This is a genomic window from Microbacterium sp. Mcb102, assembly GCF_024519805.1.
In the GTDB taxonomy this organism is placed as follows: domain Bacteria; phylum Actinomycetota; class Actinomycetes; order Actinomycetales; family Microbacteriaceae; genus Microbacterium.
Genome location: NZ_JALJRG010000003.1, coordinates 166,732 through 185,306 on the forward strand (window position 1 = coordinate 166,732; position 18,575 = coordinate 185,306).

22 protein-coding genes are annotated in these 18,575 nt (G+C 70.1%); 12 read left to right on the plus strand and 10 right to left on the minus strand.

Annotation, left to right across the window (positions count from 1 at the left end; all coding sequences use genetic code 11):
- The first annotated feature begins 53 nt into the window (after nucleotides 1-53).
- A complete protein-coding gene (locus OC372_RS09740) occupies nucleotides 54-1,376 on the plus strand; it encodes an MATE family efflux transporter (protein ID WP_262001703.1) in 1,323 nt (440 codons plus the stop codon).
- Between the two features lie 128 nt (nucleotides 1,377-1,504).
- Nucleotides 1,505-1,783, plus strand: coding sequence for a hypothetical protein (locus tag OC372_RS09745; RefSeq protein WP_262001704.1), 279 nt, complete (start codon nucleotides 1,505-1,507; stop codon nucleotides 1,781-1,783).
- A 32-nt stretch (nucleotides 1,784-1,815) separates the two neighbouring features.
- Here OC372_RS09745 and OC372_RS09750 read toward each other — a convergent pair whose 3' ends face one another.
- Together OC372_RS09750 and OC372_RS09755 are read right to left on the minus strand one after the other, a co-directional pair.
- Nucleotides 1,816-2,283, minus strand: coding sequence for a VOC family protein (locus OC372_RS09750; RefSeq protein WP_262001705.1), 468 nt, complete (start codon nucleotides 2,281-2,283; stop codon nucleotides 1,816-1,818).
- A 69-nt stretch (nucleotides 2,284-2,352) separates the two neighbouring features.
- The gene (locus OC372_RS09755) at nucleotides 2,353-3,033 is read right to left on the minus strand and encodes a TrmH family RNA methyltransferase (protein WP_262001706.1); all 681 of its coding nucleotides are present in this window, start codon (nucleotides 3,031-3,033) and stop codon (nucleotides 2,353-2,355) included.
- 94 nt (nucleotides 3,034-3,127) lie between these two features.
- On the opposite strand from OC372_RS09755, the gene OC372_RS09760 reads away from it, so the two are divergent.
- From OC372_RS09760 to OC372_RS09785, 6 genes are read left to right on the plus strand one after another with little or no spacing between them, the layout of a single operon-like run.
- A complete protein-coding gene (locus OC372_RS09760) occupies nucleotides 3,128-4,396 on the plus strand; it encodes an Nramp family divalent metal transporter (protein ID WP_262001707.1) in 1,269 nt (422 codons plus the stop codon).
- 19 nt (nucleotides 4,397-4,415) lie between these two features.
- On the plus strand, nucleotides 4,416-4,715 hold the full coding sequence (locus tag OC372_RS09765) for a hypothetical protein (RefSeq protein WP_105711206.1): 300 nt from the start codon (nucleotides 4,416-4,418) through the stop codon (nucleotides 4,713-4,715).
- 14 nt (nucleotides 4,716-4,729) lie between these two features.
- Nucleotides 4,730-5,362 (plus strand): metal-dependent transcriptional regulator, encoded by a 633-nt coding sequence (locus OC372_RS09770; protein ID WP_262001708.1) that lies wholly within the window; start codon nucleotides 4,730-4,732, stop codon nucleotides 5,360-5,362.
- Between the two features lie 53 nt (nucleotides 5,363-5,415).
- Entirely contained in the window at nucleotides 5,416-6,228 is an 813-nt protein-coding gene (locus tag OC372_RS09775) for an HAD-IIA family hydrolase (RefSeq protein WP_029261258.1), read from the plus strand.
- Between the two features lie 3 nt (nucleotides 6,229-6,231).
- Entirely contained in the window at nucleotides 6,232-6,810 is a 579-nt protein-coding gene (locus OC372_RS09780) for a YdeI/OmpD-associated family protein (protein ID WP_262001709.1), read from the plus strand.
- Nucleotides 6,807-6,974 (plus strand): hypothetical protein, encoded by a 168-nt coding sequence (locus OC372_RS09785; RefSeq protein ID WP_181156300.1) that lies wholly within the window; start codon nucleotides 6,807-6,809, stop codon nucleotides 6,972-6,974. Before OC372_RS09780 ends, OC372_RS09785 begins: the two co-directional genes overlap by 4 nt.
- Nucleotides 6,975-6,993: 19 nt before the next feature.
- Here OC372_RS09785 and OC372_RS09790 read toward each other — a convergent pair whose 3' ends face one another.
- The 8 genes from OC372_RS09790 to OC372_RS09825 all read right to left on the minus strand — a co-directional run bounded on the left by OC372_RS09790 (nucleotide 6,994) and on the right by OC372_RS09825 (nucleotide 15,792).
- Complete coding sequence (locus OC372_RS09790) at nucleotides 6,994-8,622, minus strand: ABC transporter ATP-binding protein (protein WP_262001710.1); 1,629 nt, start codon at nucleotides 8,620-8,622, stop codon at nucleotides 6,994-6,996.
- Nucleotides 8,619-9,734, minus strand: a complete 1,116-nt coding sequence (locus OC372_RS09795) for a serine hydrolase domain-containing protein (RefSeq protein WP_262001711.1) — start codon at nucleotides 9,732-9,734, stop codon at nucleotides 8,619-8,621. The genes OC372_RS09790 and OC372_RS09795 overlap by 4 nt, the downstream gene beginning before the upstream one ends.
- A complete protein-coding gene (locus OC372_RS09800; protein ID WP_262001712.1) occupies nucleotides 9,731-10,234 on the minus strand; it encodes a GNAT family N-acetyltransferase in 504 nt (167 codons plus the stop codon). Before OC372_RS09800 ends, OC372_RS09795 begins: the two co-directional genes overlap by 4 nt.
- Nucleotides 10,231-11,421, minus strand: coding sequence for an anhydro-N-acetylmuramic acid kinase (locus tag OC372_RS09805; RefSeq protein WP_262001713.1), 1,191 nt, complete (start codon nucleotides 11,419-11,421; stop codon nucleotides 10,231-10,233). The genes OC372_RS09800 and OC372_RS09805 overlap by 4 nt, the downstream gene beginning before the upstream one ends.
- The gene (gene murQ, locus OC372_RS09810) at nucleotides 11,421-12,326 is read right to left on the minus strand and encodes an N-acetylmuramic acid 6-phosphate etherase (protein ID WP_262001714.1); all 906 of its coding nucleotides are present in this window, start codon (nucleotides 12,324-12,326) and stop codon (nucleotides 11,421-11,423) included. The genes OC372_RS09805 and murQ overlap by 1 nt, the downstream gene beginning before the upstream one ends.
- Nucleotides 12,323-13,210, minus strand: coding sequence for an ABC transporter permease (locus OC372_RS09815; protein ID WP_091031742.1), 888 nt, complete (start codon nucleotides 13,208-13,210; stop codon nucleotides 12,323-12,325). Before OC372_RS09815 ends, murQ begins: the two co-directional genes overlap by 4 nt.
- Nucleotides 13,207-14,178 carry an ABC transporter permease gene (locus tag OC372_RS09820; RefSeq protein ID WP_262001715.1) on the minus strand — a complete coding sequence of 324 codons (972 nt, stop codon included), beginning with the start codon at nucleotides 14,176-14,178 and terminating at the stop codon, nucleotides 13,207-13,209. Before OC372_RS09820 ends, OC372_RS09815 begins: the two co-directional genes overlap by 4 nt.
- A 66-nt stretch (nucleotides 14,179-14,244) precedes the next feature.
- Nucleotides 14,245-15,792, minus strand: a complete 1,548-nt coding sequence (locus tag OC372_RS09825) for an ABC transporter substrate-binding protein (protein ID WP_262001716.1) — start codon at nucleotides 15,790-15,792, stop codon at nucleotides 14,245-14,247.
- A 166-nt stretch (nucleotides 15,793-15,958) separates the two neighbouring features.
- Between OC372_RS09825 and OC372_RS09830 the strand changes: the two genes are divergently transcribed.
- The 4 genes from OC372_RS09830 to OC372_RS09845 all read left to right on the plus strand — a co-directional run bounded on the left by OC372_RS09830 (nucleotide 15,959) and on the right by OC372_RS09845 (nucleotide 18,574).
- On the plus strand, nucleotides 15,959-16,861 hold the full coding sequence (locus tag OC372_RS09830; protein WP_029261268.1) for a MurR/RpiR family transcriptional regulator: 903 nt from the start codon (nucleotides 15,959-15,961) through the stop codon (nucleotides 16,859-16,861).
- The gene (locus OC372_RS09835) at nucleotides 16,858-18,003 is read left to right on the plus strand and encodes an MFS transporter (protein ID WP_262001717.1); all 1,146 of its coding nucleotides are present in this window, start codon (nucleotides 16,858-16,860) and stop codon (nucleotides 18,001-18,003) included. The genes OC372_RS09830 and OC372_RS09835 overlap by 4 nt, the downstream gene beginning before the upstream one ends.
- Nucleotides 18,004-18,123: 120 nt before the next feature.
- Entirely contained in the window at nucleotides 18,124-18,330 is a 207-nt protein-coding gene (locus OC372_RS09840) for a hypothetical protein (RefSeq protein ID WP_262001719.1), read from the plus strand.
- A gap of 4 nt (nucleotides 18,331-18,334) precedes the next feature.
- The gene (locus tag OC372_RS09845) at nucleotides 18,335-18,574 is read left to right on the plus strand and encodes a hypothetical protein (protein ID WP_105711194.1); all 240 of its coding nucleotides are present in this window, start codon (nucleotides 18,335-18,337) and stop codon (nucleotides 18,572-18,574) included.
- The last annotated feature ends 1 nt before the right edge of the window (nucleotide 18,575 follow it).

Genomic DNA, 18,575 nt, shown 5'->3' on the forward strand with positions numbered 1-18,575 from the left:
GGCTCTCGGGGGCGCGGACGGACGAGGTCGGCGCCAGGTCATAGGCTCGGAGGATGACCGCGCGCGCCTCCCTCAACCGAGAGATCCTGCGCCTCGCGGTCCCGGCCCTCGGCGCGCTGATCGCGGAGCCCGCGTTCCTGATCGTGGATGCCGCCCTGGTCGGACACCTCGGCACCACCCCGCTCGCCGGCCTCGGCATCGCGGGAGCCGTGCTGCAGACGATCGTCGGGCTCATGGTGTTCCTCGCCTACTCGACCACTCCGGCGGTCGCCCGCCGCTTCGGCGCCGGACAGCCGGGCGAGGCCGTGTCGGTCGGTATCAACGGCATGTGGCTCGCGCTCGGACTCGGCGCGGTGCTCGCCGTCGTCGGCGCGGTCTCCTCACCGTGGCTGGTCTCGTTGTTCGGCGCGAACGAGGCCGTCGCACAGCAGGCCAACGAGTACCTGGTGATCTCGATGTGGGGCCTGCCGGCGATGCTCATCGTGTTCGCCGCGACCGGCCTGCTGCGCGGCATGCAGGACACGATGACGCCGCTCTGGATCGCGGGGCTCGGCTTCGGCGCGAACGCCCTGCTCAACTGGCTCTTCATCTACGGACTCGGGTGGGGTATCGCGGGCTCGGCCGCCGGCACCGTGACGGCGCAGTGGGGCATGGTCGCCGCGTACGCCCTGGTCATCCGCCGCCTGGCGACCCGTCACAGCGCCTCGCTGCGTGCCCAGGGCGCCGGCATCCGCAGCACGGCGACGTCGGGCGGATGGCTGTTCCTTCGCACCGTGAGCCTGCGCGTCGCCCTGCTCGCGACCGTGGGCATCGCCACCGGCATCGGCACCGAGGAGCTGGCCGGGTGGCAGATCGTGTTCACGATCTTCTCGGCCGCGGCGTTCGCGCTCGATGCCCTCGCGATCGCCGCGCAGGCACTCATCGGCAAGGAGCTGGGCGCCGGAGACGAACGGCAGGTCCACCGGGTGCTGGCCCGCACCGTGGCCTGGGGCGCGTGGTTCGGTGTCATCGTCGGCGGCCTGATCGCCGCACTCTCCGGGGTGCTCGGCATCGTGTTCACCGGCTCGGCGGAGATCGCCGCCCTCGTACAGCCGGCACTGCTCGTGCTCGCCGTCGCCCAACCGATCGCGGGTGTCGTGTTCGTGCTCGACGGGGTGCTCATGGGCGCGAACGACGCCCGCTACCTCGCGATCGCCGGGGGCCTGAACCTGGTCCCGTTCCTCCCGGCGCTGTGGATCATCGCCGCGACCGGGGTCGACGGCACCGCGGGACTCGTTTGGCTCGCGGTCGCCTTCTTCGGCGTCTATCTGCTCGCGCGTCTGGGCACTCTCGGCTGGCGCGTGCGATCCGGGCGCTGGCTCGCGGCGACAGCCTGACGCCGCTGGCCGGCACTGCACCGATCCGGATCGCGATTTCTCCCCCACCACCGGAATCCGCGGAATACTACGTCCCGAAACCCTGGTGCACTCGACGATGATCGGGGGACACTGAAGGGATGCTGGGGATGACGGAACCACAGGTATGGACGCTGATCGGCGTTTTCGCCGCGGGCATGTTCGGCACGATCACGCTGATCTCGACGATGTTCCTGCGCACGATGCAGAACGAGTTCGAGAGCGTGCGGACCGAGGTCCGCAACGAGTTCGCCAGCGTGCGGACCGAGATGCGGAGCGAGTTCGCCCGTGTGCGCACGGAGATCAGCTCGGTCCACGGGCGCATCGATCATCTGGATCGCGACGTCAACGCGATCTACCGCCACCTCTTCGGCATCGATCGCGGCTGAGCGCGCCGTTCATCGCCACCGAGAACGCGAGCTCAGGCGATCTCGAGCTCCGAGATCACGATCTTCTTCATGTGCATCAGCGCCTGGATCTGCTCCGGCCGCTGCTGCAGAAGGTCGAGCCCGGCGGGGAGCACCTGCCAGCTGACGCCGAACCGGTCTTTGCACCAGCCGCACGCCTCCGCCTCCGGCACCGCGGAGAGCGCCTGCCAGTAGCGGTCGATCTCTTCCTGGTCGGCGCACTCGATCACGAAGGAGACGGCCTCGTTGAAGGTGAACTCCGGACCCCCGTCGAGGCAGCCGAATCGCGTTCCGTTCAGAGTGAACTCCCCGTTGATGACCTTCCCGGTCATGCCCTCGAAGTGCTCGCTGAGGTTCTCATCCGGATAGTAGGTCACGCTGTCGATCGACGAGTTCGGGAACACCGAGACGTAGTACTCCATCGCCTCCTGCGCCCTGTCGACGAACCAGAGGAACGGGCGGATGGGTGTGACGACTGCCATGTCGACCTCCTCGATCGGCACTCACGCTACGCCCGCAGCCACCGCCTGTCGAGGGGTTTCCGGCGGCGCTCAGCCCGCGTACCTGCGGCACCACTCGTACATGATCACGGCGGCAGCGGCGCTGGCGTTGATCGAGCGCGTCGAGCCGTACTGGGTGATCTCGATGTGGGCGGATGCTGCGGCGAGCGCCTCGGCCGAGAGCCCGGGTCCTTCCTGACCGAACAGCAGCACGCAGTGCTGCGGGAGTTCGGCGCGATCCACGGGCACGGCACCCTCGACGTTGTCGACCGCGATGATCGGGAGGCCCTCCGCCGCAGCCCAGGCGGCGAAGGTCTCGACGTCTTCGTGGTGCACCACGTGCTGGTAGCGATCTGTGACCATCGCCCCGCGCTTGTTCCAGCGGCGGCGACCGATGATGTGCACGGTGTCGGCGAGGAACGCGTTGGCGCTGCGCACGATCGATCCGATGTTCATGTCGTGCTGCCAGTTCTCGATGGCGACGTGGAACGGATGCCGCTGCGTGTCGAGGTCGGCGACGATCGCCTCCATCCGCCAGTAGCGGTAGCGGTCGATCACGTTGCGGGTGTCGCCCGCCGCGAGGAGCTCGGGGTCGTACTGCTCCCCCTCGGGCCATGCATCCTCGCCACCGGGCCACGGACCGACGCCGTAGCCGGGCTGGGCAGTCGAGCCGCCGTGCGTCGGGCCCGCCGGAGTGTCGGCGTGCGAGGGGTCCGAAGCGGCGTCATCCATCTCGCCAGGCTATCGCCGGAGCGAACATCCAGATATTTAGGTGTGCCGAAAAATACGCTACGGTTTCGGTGTGCCTAAAAATTCCTCGCTCCCGATGACGACCCCGACCGCGTCCCCGGCCAGGGCCCCGCGCAGCCTGTGGCTGCTCGGTCCCGCCCTCGTCGCCGGCGTCGCGTACCTCGATCCCGGCAACGTCGCCAGCAACATGACCGCGGGGGCCCAGTACGGCTACCTGCTGGTGTGGGTCGTGCTCGCGGGCAACATCATGGCGTGGCTGATCCAGTACCTCTCCGCGAAGCTGGGCGTCGTCACCGGGCAGAGCCTGCCCGAGGTGCTGGGCGCGCGGTTGAAGCGACCGTGGGCCCGCCGCGCATACTGGCTGCAGGCCGAGCTGGTCGCCATGGCCACGGACCTGGCCGAGGTCATCGGCGGCGCGGTGGCCCTGAACCTGCTGTTCGATGTGCCCTTGCTGCTGGGCGGACTCATCACCGGCGCGGTCTCGATGATCCTGCTCACGGTGCAGAGCCGGCGCGGCGCCCGCCCGTTCGAGTTCGTGATCATCGGGCTCATGGTCATCATCACGGTCGGCTTCGTCGCCGGGGTCTTCGTCGCGCCGCCGGACCCGGCCGGGGTGCTCGGAGGAATGGTCCCGCGTTTCGAAGACACCGGCTCGGTACTGCTGGCCGCATCCATCCTCGGCGCGACGATCATGCCGCACGCGATCTACGCGCACTCCTCCCTCGCCCGTGACCGCTTCGGCGCCACGACCGCCCACGCCGGCGACGAGGCGGTGCGCACCGAGACCTCACGCATCCGCCGCCTGCTCACCGCCACCCGCTGGGACGTATCGATCGCGATGGTGATCGCCGGCTCCGTGAACCTCTGCATCCTGCTGCTCGCCGCCGCGAACCTCGCCGGCGTCGAGGGCACCGACTCGCTGGAGGGCGCGCACGCCGCCCTCGCCGCGGGGCTCGGTCCGGTCGTCGCGACGTTCTTCGCCGTCGGACTCCTCGCATCCGGACTGGCCTCGACCTCGGTGGGCGCCTACGCCGGGGCCGAGATCATGCACGGTCTGCTGCACGTGCGCATCCCGCTGCTCGCCCGTCGCCTGGTCACGCTGATCCCCGCGCTCATCATCCTCGGCATCGGCTTCGATCCGACACTCGCCCTGGTGCTCAGCCAGGTGGTGCTCTCGTTCGGCATCCCCTTCGCCCTGATCCCGCTGGTCGTGCTCACCGCGCAGCGACGCACCCTCGGCGCCTGGGCCAATCGGCGCTGGACGACGGCCGCCGGCATCGTGGCCTCGGTGCTGCTGATAGCCCTCAACGGAGCGCTGCTCTGGCTCGTCCTGACGGGGGCCTGACCCGGATAGGCTCGACAGCATGTCTGCCGATAACGCCCGCCGCAACGTCCGCATCCTCACCTGGATCGGTCTCGCGACGGGCGTGATCGGCGGCCTGCTGATCGCGTTCCCGAAGGTCATCGGCCTCGGCAGCCCGTGGGTGCAGCTGGCCCTGGGCGTCGCCACTCTCGTGCTGGCGTTCCGCGCGCGCAAGATCGGCATCGCCGAGATCGAGGGGTTCGACGGCCGACTCTCCCTGGCCGCCGCCCTCCTCGGCTTCCTCGTCCTGTTCTTCGCGGGTCAGGCCGCGTACAGCCTGCTGGCCGCCGCGACGAGCTGACCTAAGCTGGTCCGGTGGCATCCCCTGCAGCTGACGACTATCTGAAGACCGTCTACGCGCACACCGAGTGGCAGGACGCACCGATCACTCCCTCAGTGCTCGCCGCGAAGCTCGGCATCGCCCCGTCCTCTGTCACCGAGATGGTGAAGAAGCTCGCCGCCGCGGGTCTCGTCTCGCACGTGCCCTACGGTGCGGTGCGGCTGACGGATGCCGGAACCCTGCGCGCGCTCGCGATGGTGCGCCGGCACCGCCTGATCGAGACCTGGCTGGTGCAGGAGTTCGACTACGGCTGGGACGAGGTGCACGACGAGGCCGAGGTCCTCGAGCACACCATCAGCGACCGGCTGCTGGAGGGCATCGATGCGCGCCTCGGCCGCCCGCGCTTCGACCCGCACGGCGATGCGATCCCCGATGCCGACGGTCACATCGAGCGCGAGCCGTTCGTGCTCCTCGCCGATGCGCCGGCCGGGCACGCGGGCCGGGTGCTGCGCGTCGACGACCGCGACCCCGAGCTGCTGCGATCTCTCGAGGCGCTGGGCCTGGCGGTCGCATCGACCGTCACGGTGACGGCATCCGGGGTGGAGATCGACGGCGCGCAGACGGCGCTGCCCGAAGGCGCGGCACAGGTGGTCTGGCTCAGCGCCTAGCTCCTCCGCAACACGGTCAGGTGCGCGTCGCCTGGGGCCTCTAGGCTGTGCACATGGCTCAACGTGACGACATCGAATGCTGGCTCACCGACATGGACGGCGTGCTCGTCCATGAGAACGACGCCATCCCCGGAGCATCCGAACTGCTCGCCGGTTGGGAGAGCGCGGGCATCCCGTACCTGGTGCTGACGAACAACTCGATCTTCACCGCTCGCGACCTGTCGGCTCGCCTGCGCACCAGCGGACTGCACGTGCCCGAGGAGCGCATCTGGACCTCGGCCCTCGCGACCGCCGACTTCCTGAAGCAGCAGCTCCCCGGGGGCTCTGCCTTCGTGATCGGCGAGGCCGGCATCCTCACCGCACTGCACGACGCGGGTTTCATCATGACCGAGACCAACCCCGATTTCGTGGTCGTGGGCGAGACGCGCAATTACTCGTTCGAGGCGATCACGAAGGCCATCCGCCTCATCATCGGCGGCGCGCGCTTCATCGTGACGAACCCGGATGCCACGGGCCCGAGCGCCGACGGACCGCTGCCCGCGACGGGAGCCATCGCCGCGCTCATCACGAAGGCCACCGGCAAGGAGCCGTACGTGGTCGGCAAGCCGAACCCGATGATGTTCCGCTCGGCCCTGAACAAGATCGGCGCGCACTCGAAGCGCACGGGCATGATCGGCGACCGCATGGACACCGACGTCGTCGCCGGCATCGAGGCGGGTCTGCACACGATCCTGGTGCTCACCGGCATCAGCGACCAGGCCGAGATCGAGAAGTACCCGTTCCGCCCGGATGAGATCGTGCAGTCGGTCGCCGACCTGCTCCCGCGGATCACCGAGACGATCACGACGGTCAAGATCAAGAAGTAGCCGATGGGCGCACTCGACGAGGGCGAACGACTCCGGGCGGCGGACGCCGCGGCCTGGCGCGCCTGGCTCGAGGCGAACCACGAGCGCGCGGCGGGCGTCTGGTTGCTGAGCGTGCGCGGAGCGTCGGACGGCGTCGGGTACGAGGATGCCGTGCGGCAGGCGCTGTGCTTCGGATGGATCGACGGCCCGGTGCGCGTCTTCGATGACGGGACCGATGACCGCGCCAACGGGCAGTGGTTCTCCCCTCGCCGCCCCGGCAGCGGCTGGGCCGCGACGAACAAGGCGCGGATCGCGGAACTCGAGGCCGAGGGTCTGCTCGCTCCGGCCGGCATCCGTGTGCTCGAGGTCGCGAAGGCGAACGGCTCGTGGACCCTGCTCGACGGCCCGGAGGCCGGGATCGAACCGGAGGAGTTCACCGCCGCGCTTGATGCGGTGCCCGCCGCGCGCGAGAACTGGGATGCATTCCCGAAGTCCGTCAAGAAGTTCGGACTCACGCACATCGCGATGGCCAAGCGCCCGGAGACCCGGGCAGCCCGCATCGCGAAGATCGTGGCGGATGCCGCGGAGGGGAAACGCCCATGAATCAGAGCGACGTGCTGTTCCTGGTGGTCTTCCTGATCCTGCTCAGCTCGCTGACGGTTTTCGTCGTGCAGTTCGTCCGCTCCCGCCGGGGGCGCGGCGGCTCGGACGACGGCCGCGCCGGCTGGTGGGAAGGCCCCTGGGACGACGACGACAAGTCCCGCTGACCCCGGACCCCGCTCCTGATCAGGAGGCCAGCGTCGCCCCCGGGATCGCAGCGAGGAGCTCGCGGGTGTAGGGATGCTGCGGGTCGTCGAAGATGCGCTCGGGGGTGCCGCTCTCGACCACGACGCCGCGCTGCATGACATGCACCTCGTCGGAGATCATCCGCACGACCGCGAGGTCGTGGCTGATGAACAGGTAGCTCAGGCCCAGGCGCTTCTGCAGGTCGGCGAGCAGGTCGAGGATCTGCGCCTGCACGAGCACGTCGAGCGCCGACACGGCCTCGTCGAGCACCACGAGTTCGGGTTCGAGCGCGAGCGCCCGGGCGATCGCGACGCGCTGGCGCTGACCGCCCGACAGCTCATGCGGCAGGCGCTCGGCCATCGCCGCGGGCAGGGCGACCTGCTCCAGCAGCTCGAGCACGCGGGCGTGACGGGTGGCCGCGGTGCCGATGCGGTGCACCCGCAGCGGCTCGGCGATCGACTGCTCGACCGTGTAGCGGGGGTCGAGCGAGGCGTAGGGGTTCTGGAACACCGGCTGCACACGGCGGCGCAGCGCGAACAGCTTTTTGCGGCGGAGCGTGGTCAGGTCGAGCCCGTCGAACAGGATCGAGCCCGACGTCGCGTCCTCTAGTCCGAGCACCATGTTCGCGGTGGTCGACTTGCCCGAGCCGGACTCGCCCACGATCGAGACGGTCGTGCCGCGACGGATCTCGAAGCTCACCCCGTCGACCGCGGTGAACGTCTCGGGCTCGCCCGCCTTGGGAGACCGGAGGGCGAACTCCTTGCGGAGGTCGCGGATCTCGACGAACGGCGTCCCGGCGGCGGCCTCGCGCTGCGGCAGGGCTTCGCGGCGGGAGGCGAGGCTCGGTGCCGCGGCGAGCAGCTGCTTCGTGTACTCGTGCTGCGGGTTGCCGAGCACCTCGGCCGAGGTGCCCTCCTCCACGATGTGACCGCGGAACATCACGACGATGCGGTCGGCGCGCTCGGCGGCGAGGGCCAGGTCGTGCGTGATGAGGAACACGGCGGTGCCGAGGTCATCGGTGAGCGCATCGAGCTGGTCCAGGATGCGCCGCTGCACGGTCACGTCAAGGGCCGAGGTGGGCTCGTCGGCGATCAGCAGGCGCGGCTTGCAGGCGAGCCCCATCGCGATCAGCACGCGCTGGCGCATACCGCCCGAGAACTCGTGCGGGTACTGGTGCGCCCGCTGCGCGGCATCCGCGATCCCCACCATCTCGAGCAGCTCGACGACCCGCGCCTTCGTGGCATCGCCGTGGGTGTGGCCGTGCACCTCGAGCGCCTCGCCGATCTGCTCGCCCACGCGCATGAGCGGGTTGAGGTTCGACATCGGGTCCTGCGGCACGAGGCCGATCCCGGCACCGCGCAGGGAGACCATCGCGTTCTCGGGCAGATCGGTCAGCTCGCGCCCGTCGAAGCGGATGCTGCCGGCGGTGATCACCCCGTTCTCGGGCAGCAGACGGTTGACCGCGGCGGCGGTGGTCGACTTGCCCGACCCGGACTCCCCGACGATCGCGACGGTCTCACCGGCGGCGACGTCGATGCTGATGTCGCTGATGGCGGTGACCAGCTCGGAACCGGTTCGGAAGGCGACGGCGAGGCCGCTGATGCTCAGCACGGGCTCGGTGGTGCTCATGGTGTTCTCGTTCCTTCGTTGTCGTCCAGGTCGTTGCCGCCCAGATCGTTGTCACCCAGGAGTGCGGGGAGCGCCGTGCGCCACAGCGCCTCGGTCGGCGCGGGTTCGGGGGCGAAGAGGCGGTTGCTCAACAGGACCGCGGCGGTGCCGGTGCCCGGCACCAATCCCAGCGCGCAGCCCGTGAAGCCCGGGTGCCAGAGCATCCGGGTCGGTCGGCCGCCGACCGCGACCGTGTCGCTGCGCCAGCCAAGCGCCTGCCCGGCGTCGGGTCCGTCGCGGAACAGGTCGGCTGTCGCATCCGGATGCCACAGCTCGGGATGCCGTTCGGGAGCGGCGAGCGCGGCACCCAGGATGAGCAGGTCGTCGGCGGTGCTGAAGAGTCCGGCGTGGCCAGAGATGCCACCGGCGGCGTGGAAGCTGTTGCCGTCGTTCACGCTGCCTGTGATCTCGCCCTCGCGCCAGGCGAATGTGCGGTCGGCGGCGAGGATCGGATAGGGCTCACCGGTCGCGACCATGCGGCGTTCGGCGGCGTCACCGACCGACGACGAGGCGACGGGCGCGGTGACCGGGCCGTATCCGGTGCGGTCGAGCCCGAGGGGTACGGTAACGAGCTCGCGGACGGCGGCGTCCAGGGGCAGCCCGGTGACGGCGGCGATGATGCGGCCGAGGAGCAGGAATCCGAGGTCGGAGTAGTGACGGCCCTCGTCGAGGCCGTAGCGGAGCGGGATCGCGTCGGCCGCGGCCGCGGGGTCGGCGGCGTGTGCGTGATCGAGGTAGAGCGGCTGCCACTCCCACAGACCCGCGCGGTGCTGCAGCAGGTGACGCACGGTCGTTCCCGGCGCACAGGACGTGCCGGGGACGAAGCGGTCGACCGGATCGTCGAAGCCCACCTCACCACGGCTGACGAGTCGCAGGATCGCGGTCGTGGTCGCGGCGACCTTCGACACCGAGGCGATGTCGAACGCGGTCTCGGTGGTCATCGGCGTTCCGGCGAGATCGGCCAGGCCGCCCGCGGCGATGTCGCGCCCGGCATCGGTGACGACACCCGCGACGGCGCCGCGCGGCGCGGAGTCCACGGCGAGGACGGCGGCGACGGCTGCGGCGGCGGTCATGTCCACTCCCTGCGCATGCGCTGCTCGGGCTCACCGAACTCCGGCTGGGTGCGGGTGGCTCCGTCGGCGCGCCACCCCTTGGCCTCGTAGAAGCCGATCGACGGGGCATTCGCCGCGAACACCCACAGTGTCGCGGCCTCGGCCCCGGCATCCTGCAGCTCCGCCGTCGCCTGAGTCAGCAGCGCGCCGCCGATCCCGCCCCCGTGGGCCCGCGGCGAGACGTACAGCGAGTGCACCGCGCCGTCGACCCGGTCGCCATCGCCGGGAGTCGCGGCATACCGGGTGATCCCGACGATCTCACCGTCGCGCTCGGCGACGAGCACGACGCCCACCGGATCGGCGAGCACCCGGCGCCACAGCGCCTCGGCCCGCTCATCCGTCATCGCGTCGATCGCCGCGTCGGGGAGCAGACCCCGGTAGCTCTCCCGCCAGCACGCGAGGAACACCTCGAGCACCCCGGACAGGTCGTCCGGGGTGGCGGGGCGCACCTGGAGGTTCACGATGCCGAGGCCTCCGCGAGCACGAGGGAGTCGATGGAGGCGACGGGCTCGGGCATCTGCAGCGGGCCGACGCCCGGCGTGATGGTGCCCAGGATCCGCGGCTCGCGCGCACCGGTGCCGCCGGGCACGATCGCGGGAACGCCGTGCATCGTGGACCAGCCGATGAGGGCGAGGAGGATCGCCTCCTTGCTGTCGGCCGCGGCACCCAGCTCGTCGGCGAGCACGACCTCGGTCGCCGGCAACGCGGCGCGCAGTCCGTCGAGGATCAGCGGGTTGCGGCATCCGCCGCCCGACACGGCGAGGAACCCGATGCCGGCGGCCCCCACGTCGCGCGCCACAGTGCGGACCGTGAGCTCGGTCAGGGTGCGCACCACATCGGCGACGGAGATCTCCCGCCCCTGTGCGGCGAGGTGCTCGTGCACGTAGCCGAGGTGGAAGTGCTCCTTGCCCGTGCTCTTGGGCGGGGTGAGGGCGTAGTACGGGTCTTCGAGCAGGGCTGCCAGCAGCGCATCGTCGACCTGTCCGGTGCGGGCGATCGCGGCGTCGTCGTCGTAGCCGAGCGGGTTGAGGCCGTGCTGCACGATGACCGCGTCGACCAGGGCGTTCGCCGGGCCGATGTCGTAGGCGACGAGGCCGTCCTGGCGCACCACGGTCATGTTCGAGATGCCGCCCAGGTTGAGGGCGGCGGAGACACCGGCGCGCGAGCGCAGCAGCAGCTCGTCGAGGAAGGACACCAGCGGGGCGCCGTGACCGCCGACCGTGATGTCGCGGATGCGGATGTCGGAGACCACCGGGGCGCCGACCTTCTCGGCGATCCAGGCCGGCTGCCCGATCTGCAGGGTGCCCAGCGCGTGCGCGCCGTCGACCCAGTGGTACACGGTCTGTCCGTGCGAGCACACCGCGTCGACGCCGCCGACCTCGGCCGCGATGTCGGCCGCGACCTCGGCGAACGCCTGTCCGATCAGCGTGTCGAGCTCGGCCACCTCGGCGAGGGTCGTCTGGGCGGGCGGCAGGGCAGCGATCAGTCGCGCCCGCAGTTCGGGGGCGTAAGGCACGCTCGTCGCCGCGAGCACCGTGCCGTGCAGATCCACACCGTGCGCGGTGAAGCCACCGCTGGTCGTGAAGTCGACGACGGCGGCATCGATCCCGTCGTGCGAGGTGCCGGAGATCAGTCCGAGGACGCGCATCAGTTCTCCTCCAGTGCGGTGCGCAGCCGTCCGTCGGCGGCGCCCAGTCGTGCGGTGGCCGCGGCGAGGTCCTCGCCGCGGCGGATCATGATCGACGCGAGCTTCACGTCGTAGGCGGCGGTCTCCAGCGCAGCCACCGCGGCGTCACGGTCGACGCCCGCGATGGTCTGCACCATCCGGATCGCCCGCTCGCGCAGCTTGTGGTTGGTGGCCTTCACATCCACCATCAGGTTGCCGTAGGCCTTGCCGTTCCGGACCATCGAGATGGTCGAGAACATGTTGAGCACGAGCTTCTGCGCGGTACCCGACTTGAGACGGGTGGAGCCGGAGAGCACCTCCGGACCGACCTCGACCTCGATGCCGTGTTCGGCGGCGGCACTCAGCGCGGTGTCGACGTTGCACGAAAGGCCGATGCTGAGCGCCCCGCGCTCGCGTGCCCGGCGCACTGCCGCGATCACGTACGGCGTGCGTCCGCTGGAGGCGATCCCGATCACGGTGTCGAGCGGGCCGATGCCGGCGGCGTCGATGGCCGCAGCCCCCGCCTCCGCGTCGTCCTCCGCGCCTTCGACGGGGTTCACGATCGCACCGGGCCCTCCGGCCATGATCGCGAACACCAGTTCGGGCGGAGTGCTGAAGGTGGGCGGGCACTCCGAGGCGTCGAGCACGCCGATACGGCCGGGGGTTCCGGCGCCGACGTAGACCAGGCGACCGCCCTGCGCCATGCGGGCGGCCGTGGCCTCGATCGCGGGGACGATCTGTCCGAGGGCGCGCTGCACGGCAACCGGCACCGTGGCATCCGCCTCGTTCATGGTCTGCGCGAGTTCCGCCACGCTCATCAGGTCGAGCTCCGCGTAGCGGGGATCGCTGGCCTCCGTGGCGAGTCCGCCGAGGTCCTCCGTGGTCATCGCTTTCCTCTGTTCCGGGGGTCGAGACTGTCGCGGAGGCCGTCGCCGAGCAGGTTCAGCCCGACCACGAGCAGCACCACGATCACACCGGGCGCGATCATCGTCCACGGGGCGATCGTGACGAGCGTGCGCGCCTCGAAGATCATCGAACCGAGCGAGGGTGCGGGCGGCGGGGTGCCGAGCCCGAGGAAGCTCAGCGAGGCCTCGGTGAGCACGGCCCAGGACAGCGAGAGCGTGACCTGCACGATGATGATCGACGTGATGTTCGGCAGCACGTGCCTGAACATCGTCGCCATGCGGCTCTGCCCCGTGCTCTTGGCGGCCTTGACGTATTCGACCTCGCGCAGCGAGAGCACGGGGCCTCGGGTCACGCGGATGAAGATCGGCACGTAGACGATCGCGATGGCCACGGCGATGGTGAACCAGTTGCGCTCGAACACCGACGCCAGCGACAGGGCGAGCAGCAGCGGCGGGAAGGCGAACAGCACGTTGGTGACGGCCGTGATCGCGCCGTCGGAGAAGCCGCGGTAGAAGCCGGCGATGAGTCCGCACACGGTGCCGACCACGGTGGCGAACGCGACCGCGACGACCGAGATCAGCGCCGAGTTCGCGACTCCTGCGGCGACGCGGGAGAACACGTCGCGACCGAACTGGTCCGTCCCGAACCAGTGCACGGCCGATGGCGGCTGCAGGCGCGAGGGCGGGTCCTGGGCGAGCGGGTCGAAGGGCAGCAGCCCGAACGCCGAGACGAGGCTGAGCACCGCGAGCAGCACGACGATGATGAGGCCGGTGAGCCCGCTGCGGCTGCGCAGCAGGAGGCGCACGCGCTCCCCGGTGCGCCCGCCGCCGGGGGCGAGGGCCGAGGTCTGAGAGATGTCGGTCATGCGGCACGCACCCGAGGATCGATGACCCGGTAGAGCAGGTCGGTGAGCAGGTTGACGATGACGAAGGCGAGCGCGATCACGAGGACGGTGCTCTGCACGAGCGCGTACTCCTTCTGCTGGATGCCGAGCAGCACCTGTCGTCCGATGCCGGGGAGCGAGAAGATCTGCTCCACCACCACGGCGCCGCCGAGGAGGTAGCCGAACTGCAGGCCGGTCATCGTGACGATCGGGACGAGCGCATTGCCGAGCACGTGGCGCACCTGCAGGCGGCGGGGCGGGACGCCCTTCGCCTTCGCGGTGCGGATGAAGTCGTTGGCGCGGATCTCGAGCACCGCGGTGCGGGTCGTGCGCATGATCGGCGCGGCGATGCCGAAGCCCAGCACGATCGACGGCAGCAGCATCTGCTGGAGGTTGAGCAGCGGGTCCTCGAAGAGCGTGGCGTAAGCCTGGCCGTTGGGGTTGAAGCCGAACGACGAGGCGAGCACCGCCAGCAGTGCGGTGCCGAGCAGGAACGCGGGGATGGATAGTCCGGCGAGACCGACCACCTGGCCGAAGCCGTCGCGGACCGAGTCGGGCTTCGACGCCGAGAGCATGCCGAGCGGGATGCCGATGGCGAGGGCGATCACGATCGAGAAGATCGCGAGCTCGAACGTGACGGGGAGGGCGGCGGCGGTGAGCTCGAGGACGCTGGTCTGCGCCCGGGACGAGAAGCCGAGGTTGCCGGTGAAGATGTTGCCGAGCCACGAGAAGAACTGCACGAAGAGCGGCTGGTCCAGGCCGTAGTAGGCCTCGAGGGCCGCGCGCTGCGAAGGCGTGAGCGCGGCCGCCTCGGTGCCGAGGCCGGAGCTGATCTGGTCGCCGGGGATGGCGCGCAACATCAGGAAGACGAAGATGGCGACGCCGAGGAGCGTGCCGAGGGCTGCGAGGATGCGTCGCAGCACGCTGTTGCGGAGGATCTGTCTGAACATGCGCGTGTGGGGGTGCCTGTCGTCGGGGAGGGAGGGGGCGCGGGCCTGCCGCGCCCCCTCGATCCGCTACTTGATGGAGGTGGTCCGCAGGTACTGCAGCGAGCCGTTCACCATGGGGACGAAGCCGTCGACGGTCGAGGCCGTCGCCGTGTAGGTGTAGCTCGTGAACAGCCAGATCCACGCGGCGTTGTCCTCGAGGTTCTCGGAGACCTGCGCGTAGATGTCCTTGCGCTTCTCCGGGTCGGCCGTCTGGCGTCCCTCGGCGAACAGCGCGTCGAGCTCGGGCGAGGAGTAGCCGGCGACCTTGTTCAGGTTTCCGGTGCTGGTGAAGTAGCGGCCGTACATGCCGTCGGGGTCGGGACGACCGCCGTTGAGCGCGACAGCGGCGTCGAAGTCGGCCGCGATCCAGCGGTCGACGAACGCGCCGGATTCGAGGACCTCGATGTCGAGCGTGATCTTCGCATCGGCCAGCTGGGCCTTGAGGTTCTGCGCCTCGTTCACCGAGGTGGCGTACTCGCCCTGCGAGACGATCGTCTTGATGGTGACGCCGTCTTCCTTGCCCGCCTTCTTGAGGTAATCGGCGGCCTTGTCGAGGTCGCGCTCGGGGCACGGACGCGCCTCGGGGTCGGACTTGTACGCCGGAGAGGTGATCGGGCCGGTGACCTCGCCCTCGCCGAGGGCGGCGGTGTCGAGCACCTCCTGGCGGTCGATCGCGCACTGGATCGCGAGGCGCACGTTGACGTCGGCGAGGTCGCCGCGCGTGGCGTTCAGCTGCAGGGCGTGGTAGCTCAGCTGCGGGGTCGTGGCGACCTCGACGTTGGCGCCCTCGGCGGTCTGCGCGACCAGCGGGTCGTCGAACACCGCGAGCTGCACGTTGCCGGACTGCATCGCCGAGACGATCGACGACTCGTCGGGGATCACCCGGAACTCGACGGTGTCGAGCAGTGCCGCGTCGCCCCAGTAGTCCTCGTTCTTGGCGAGCGTGATCGACTGGCTGGCCTTGCGGCCGTCGAGGATGAAGGGGCCGGTGCCGTTCGGGGTCGTGTTGAGCGCCTCTTCGGTGTCGTCGGACGACAGCATGGCCATGTTGATCACGGCGAGGTTGGCGGGGAGAGCGGCGTCGGGAGCGCTCAGAGTGAGGGTGACGGTCGTCTCGTCCGTGGCCTCGACCGCGGTGACGGAGGCGAGAGAGCTGCTCGCGACGGCGGCGGTGGCCTCGGCGGCGATCGCGTCGAGCGAGTACTTGACGTCTTCGGAGCCGAACGTGGTGCCGTCGGCGAAGGTGACGCCCTCCCGCAGGTGGAAGGTCACGGTGAGGCCGTCGTCGGAGACGTCCCAGGACTCGGCGAGGCCGGGGACGACGTTGAGGTCCTCGTCGAACTCGGTCAGCGTGCCGTACAGGTTCTGCAGCACATTGACGGCCTGGAACTGCGTCGCCTTCCACGGGAACAGGGTGTCCGGGTCGCTGGTGACGCCGATGACGAGGTCGCCGCCCGCCGCGCCCTCAGAGGACTCGGAGTTCGATGCCGGTGCGGAACAACCGGTGATCACGAGCGCCAATGCGGCGGCCGTGGCGGTGAGAGCGCCGAATGACGCTCGCCGTGCTGTGCTCATTGCAGATTCCTCCTGGCTGGGACGCGTCGCCGTGGCGTCGGGTCAGGCGCTGTTGCCTGCCGCCCCGTGAACGTCGTCGGTCTTGGTTGGTACCAAAAGTACACGAAGGTCACTACAGATGTAACAGAAGTTCCTCTACTGTTATGAACAGCGATCGGAGACCGCCATGTCCAATGAAGCTGCCCGCGAAGAAGCCGGCGCACACCCCGTCCTCGTCCGCATGCGCGCGATCCGTCCCGAGCTGCGTCCGAGCGAGCAGCGCATCGCCGACCTCTTCCTCGCCGATCCCGCGGGCACCGCGGGACTCTCGGTCGCCGAGCTCGCGCAGCGCTGCGACACCTCCACCACGTCGGTCGTGCGATTCTGCAAGCGGCTCGGCTACGAGCACGTGCGGGAGCTGCGCAACCACGTCCTGCGCGATGTGGAACGGGAGACCTTCGACACGGCAGCCCTCCCCGCCGTCTCCGGCGACATCGACCGCAACGACACCCTGGCCGACATCGTCGCCAAGGTCTCGCTCGCCGAGACGCTCTCCCTCGCCGACACCGCGAAGGTACTCGACACCGAATCGTTGCGCGCCTCGGTGGAAGCCATCACGTCGTCGACCAGGGTCGACATCTTCGGCGTGGGCGCGAGTTCCATCGTCGGGCTCGACCTGCAGCGCAAGCTCACCCGTATCGGTCGCACGGCCCTCGACTGGTCCGACCCGCATGCCGCTTGGACCTCGGCGGCGACCCTCGGACCGGGGAACGTCGCGATCGCGGTGTCGCACAGCGGTGCCACCACCGACACGATCGAGTTCCTCCTGCTCGCCCGTCGGGCAGGCGCCACGACCATCGCGATCACGAACCACGCCGGGGCACCGCTGGCCGATCAGGCCGACATCGTGCTCACGACGGCCGCCCGCGAGACGGGGTTCCGCTCGGGTGCACTCGGCAGCCGGATCGCGCAGCTCATGGTGGTCGACTGCATCTTCATCGGCGTCGCCCAGTCGAACTACGACCGCTCGATGGAGGCGCTGCGCGACACGTTCGCCGCCGTGCACCGCGTGCGGGCGGCTGGGGCGTGACGAACGCGGGGCGCGCACGGGCGGGGCTGTTCACCGCATTCGCGGGGCTCGGCGTCACGGCGGCCTTCGTCCCGGCGATACTCCCCCGCGCCGAGGGGGCGATCGGGGCCGACCTCAGCGCCGCCGTGCCCGCCCTGTTCGCGGGGCTGCTGGTGGGCGTGCTGGTCTCCGGTCCGCTCCTGATCCGCCGACCGCCCCAGACCACGCTCATCCTCGGCAGCGCGCTTCAGGCTGCCGCCATCATCGCTGTGGCCGTCGCGAGCACGCCCGGGGTGTTCATCGCCGCGGCGATCGTCGCCGGTTTCGGGTTCGGGCTGGTCGAGGCCTCGGGCTCGGTGGCGGCGAAGTCCCTGGCTGTCGGCAGCGCGACGGGACTGCTGAGCGCACTGCTGGGGACGGTCGCGGTGTGCGCTGCCGTCACGCCGCTGCTCGTCGCCCTCGGGTCGGACGTGCGCCCGGCTCTCGGCATCCTCGCGGTGGTGCCCCTCGTCACGATCGTGATGCTCGCCGGCCCGACTCCTGCGGCCTCCCTTGCCGAAGCTCCTGCGCATCGCGACGTGCGCGGGCTCCTCGTGCTGCTGCCGTTCGCGGCGGCGCTGCCGCTCTACGTCGGCGTCGAGACCGTGCTGTCGGGCTGGTCGGCCGTGATCCCGGAGCGGATCCTCGATGTCGATCCGGCTCTCGCCGCGCTCGGAACCTCGGCGTTCTGGACCCTGATGGCCATCGGACGCTTCGGCGCGGCGGCCCTGCGTCGGGCCTCCGTCTCGCCGATCGTGATCCTCGCCACCGCGACGAGCGGAGCGGCCGTCCTGATGGCCGCGGCCGGGATGCTCGTGAGGTCCGCGCCGGTGGGCGCACTCATCGCGTTGGCCGCGGTGGTCGTGCTCCTCGCTCCCAGCTACGGACTCATCCTGGGGCTCGCCCTCGACCGCCTCGATCCGGCTCGCAGCGCTGCCGTGACCGGTGCGCTCGTGGCCTGCGGCGCGGTCGGCGGCACGTTCGTCCCCACGCTGATCCTGCTGGTCGGCCGCGACCCGGCATCGAGCACGACGTTCTTCGTGTCTGCTGCCCTCTGTGCGCTCGTGCCGGTGCTGGTGCTGATCGCGGCGCGATCCCGCGTCACGGCACCGACGACCGACTGACTTCCCCTCCCCCTTTCCGGGTATCGAAGACCTTTCCACGGATGCCGGAATACCGCAGGTCGCCTCGGCAGATGCCGCGTAACGTCGATTCTGAACCCGCCCGCGTCAAGGGGAGCCCCGTTGTCCACTGAAGTCCTCGCGATCATCATCAGCGCCGTCGGCGTCGTACTCACCCTGGGCACCAGCCTCTTCGCCGCCAGCGCCTGGATGATCCGCCGCTTCGACGACCACATCGACGCGATCGCCGCTGACGTCACCGACCTGAAGATCTCCGTCGCCCGCCTCGAAGGCCCGCCGCGGCACCTCATCACCGCGGGAAGAGGATGACCTCGTGACCACGGAGACCCTCACCATCGTCATCAGCGCGATCGGCATCGTGCTCACCCTCGGCGCCAGCCTCTTCGCCGCCGGCGCGTGGATGATCCACCGCATCGACGACCGCATCGACGCCGTCGACGAGAAACTCAGCACCCGGATCGATGCGGTTGCCGCCGACGTCACCGACCTGAAGATCTCCGTCGCCCGGCTCGAAGGCCCGCCGCGGCATCTCATCACCGCGGGAAGAGGATGAC

Coding starts and splice junctions, on each gene's coding strand:
- OC372_RS09740 (WP_262001703.1), top strand. CDS start 54: ATGACCGCGCGCGCCTCCCTCAACCGAGAGATCCTGCGCCTCGCGGTC.
- OC372_RS09745 (WP_262001704.1), top strand. CDS start 1,505: ATGACGGAACCACAGGTATGGACGCTGATCGGCGTTTTCGCCGCGGGC.
- OC372_RS09750 (WP_262001705.1), bottom strand. CDS start 2,283: ATGGCAGTCGTCACACCCATCCGCCCGTTCCTCTGGTTCGTCGACAGG.
- OC372_RS09755 (WP_262001706.1), bottom strand. CDS start 3,033: ATGGATGACGCCGCTTCGGACCCCTCGCACGCCGACACTCCGGCGGGC.
- OC372_RS09760 (WP_262001707.1), top strand. CDS start 3,128: ATGACGACCCCGACCGCGTCCCCGGCCAGGGCCCCGCGCAGCCTGTGG.
- OC372_RS09765 (WP_105711206.1), top strand. CDS start 4,416: ATGTCTGCCGATAACGCCCGCCGCAACGTCCGCATCCTCACCTGGATC.
- OC372_RS09775 (WP_029261258.1), top strand. CDS start 5,416: ATGGCTCAACGTGACGACATCGAATGCTGGCTCACCGACATGGACGGC.
- OC372_RS09780 (WP_262001709.1), top strand. CDS start 6,232: ATGGGCGCACTCGACGAGGGCGAACGACTCCGGGCGGCGGACGCCGCG.
- OC372_RS09785 (WP_181156300.1), top strand. CDS start 6,807: ATGAATCAGAGCGACGTGCTGTTCCTGGTGGTCTTCCTGATCCTGCTC.
- OC372_RS09790 (WP_262001710.1), bottom strand. CDS start 8,622: ATGAGCACCACCGAGCCCGTGCTGAGCATCAGCGGCCTCGCCGTCGCC.
- OC372_RS09795 (WP_262001711.1), bottom strand. CDS start 9,734: ATGACCGCCGCCGCAGCCGTCGCCGCCGTCCTCGCCGTGGACTCCGCG.
- OC372_RS09805 (WP_262001713.1), bottom strand. CDS start 11,421: ATGCGCGTCCTCGGACTGATCTCCGGCACCTCGCACGACGGGATCGAT.
- murQ (WP_262001714.1), bottom strand. CDS start 12,326: ATGACCACGGAGGACCTCGGCGGACTCGCCACGGAGGCCAGCGATCCC.
- OC372_RS09815 (WP_091031742.1), bottom strand. CDS start 13,210: ATGACCGACATCTCTCAGACCTCGGCCCTCGCCCCCGGCGGCGGGCGC.
- OC372_RS09820 (WP_262001715.1), bottom strand. CDS start 14,178: ATGTTCAGACAGATCCTCCGCAACAGCGTGCTGCGACGCATCCTCGCA.
- OC372_RS09825 (WP_262001716.1), bottom strand. CDS start 15,792: ATGAGCACAGCACGGCGAGCGTCATTCGGCGCTCTCACCGCCACGGCC.
- OC372_RS09830 (WP_029261268.1), top strand. CDS start 15,959: ATGTCCAATGAAGCTGCCCGCGAAGAAGCCGGCGCACACCCCGTCCTC.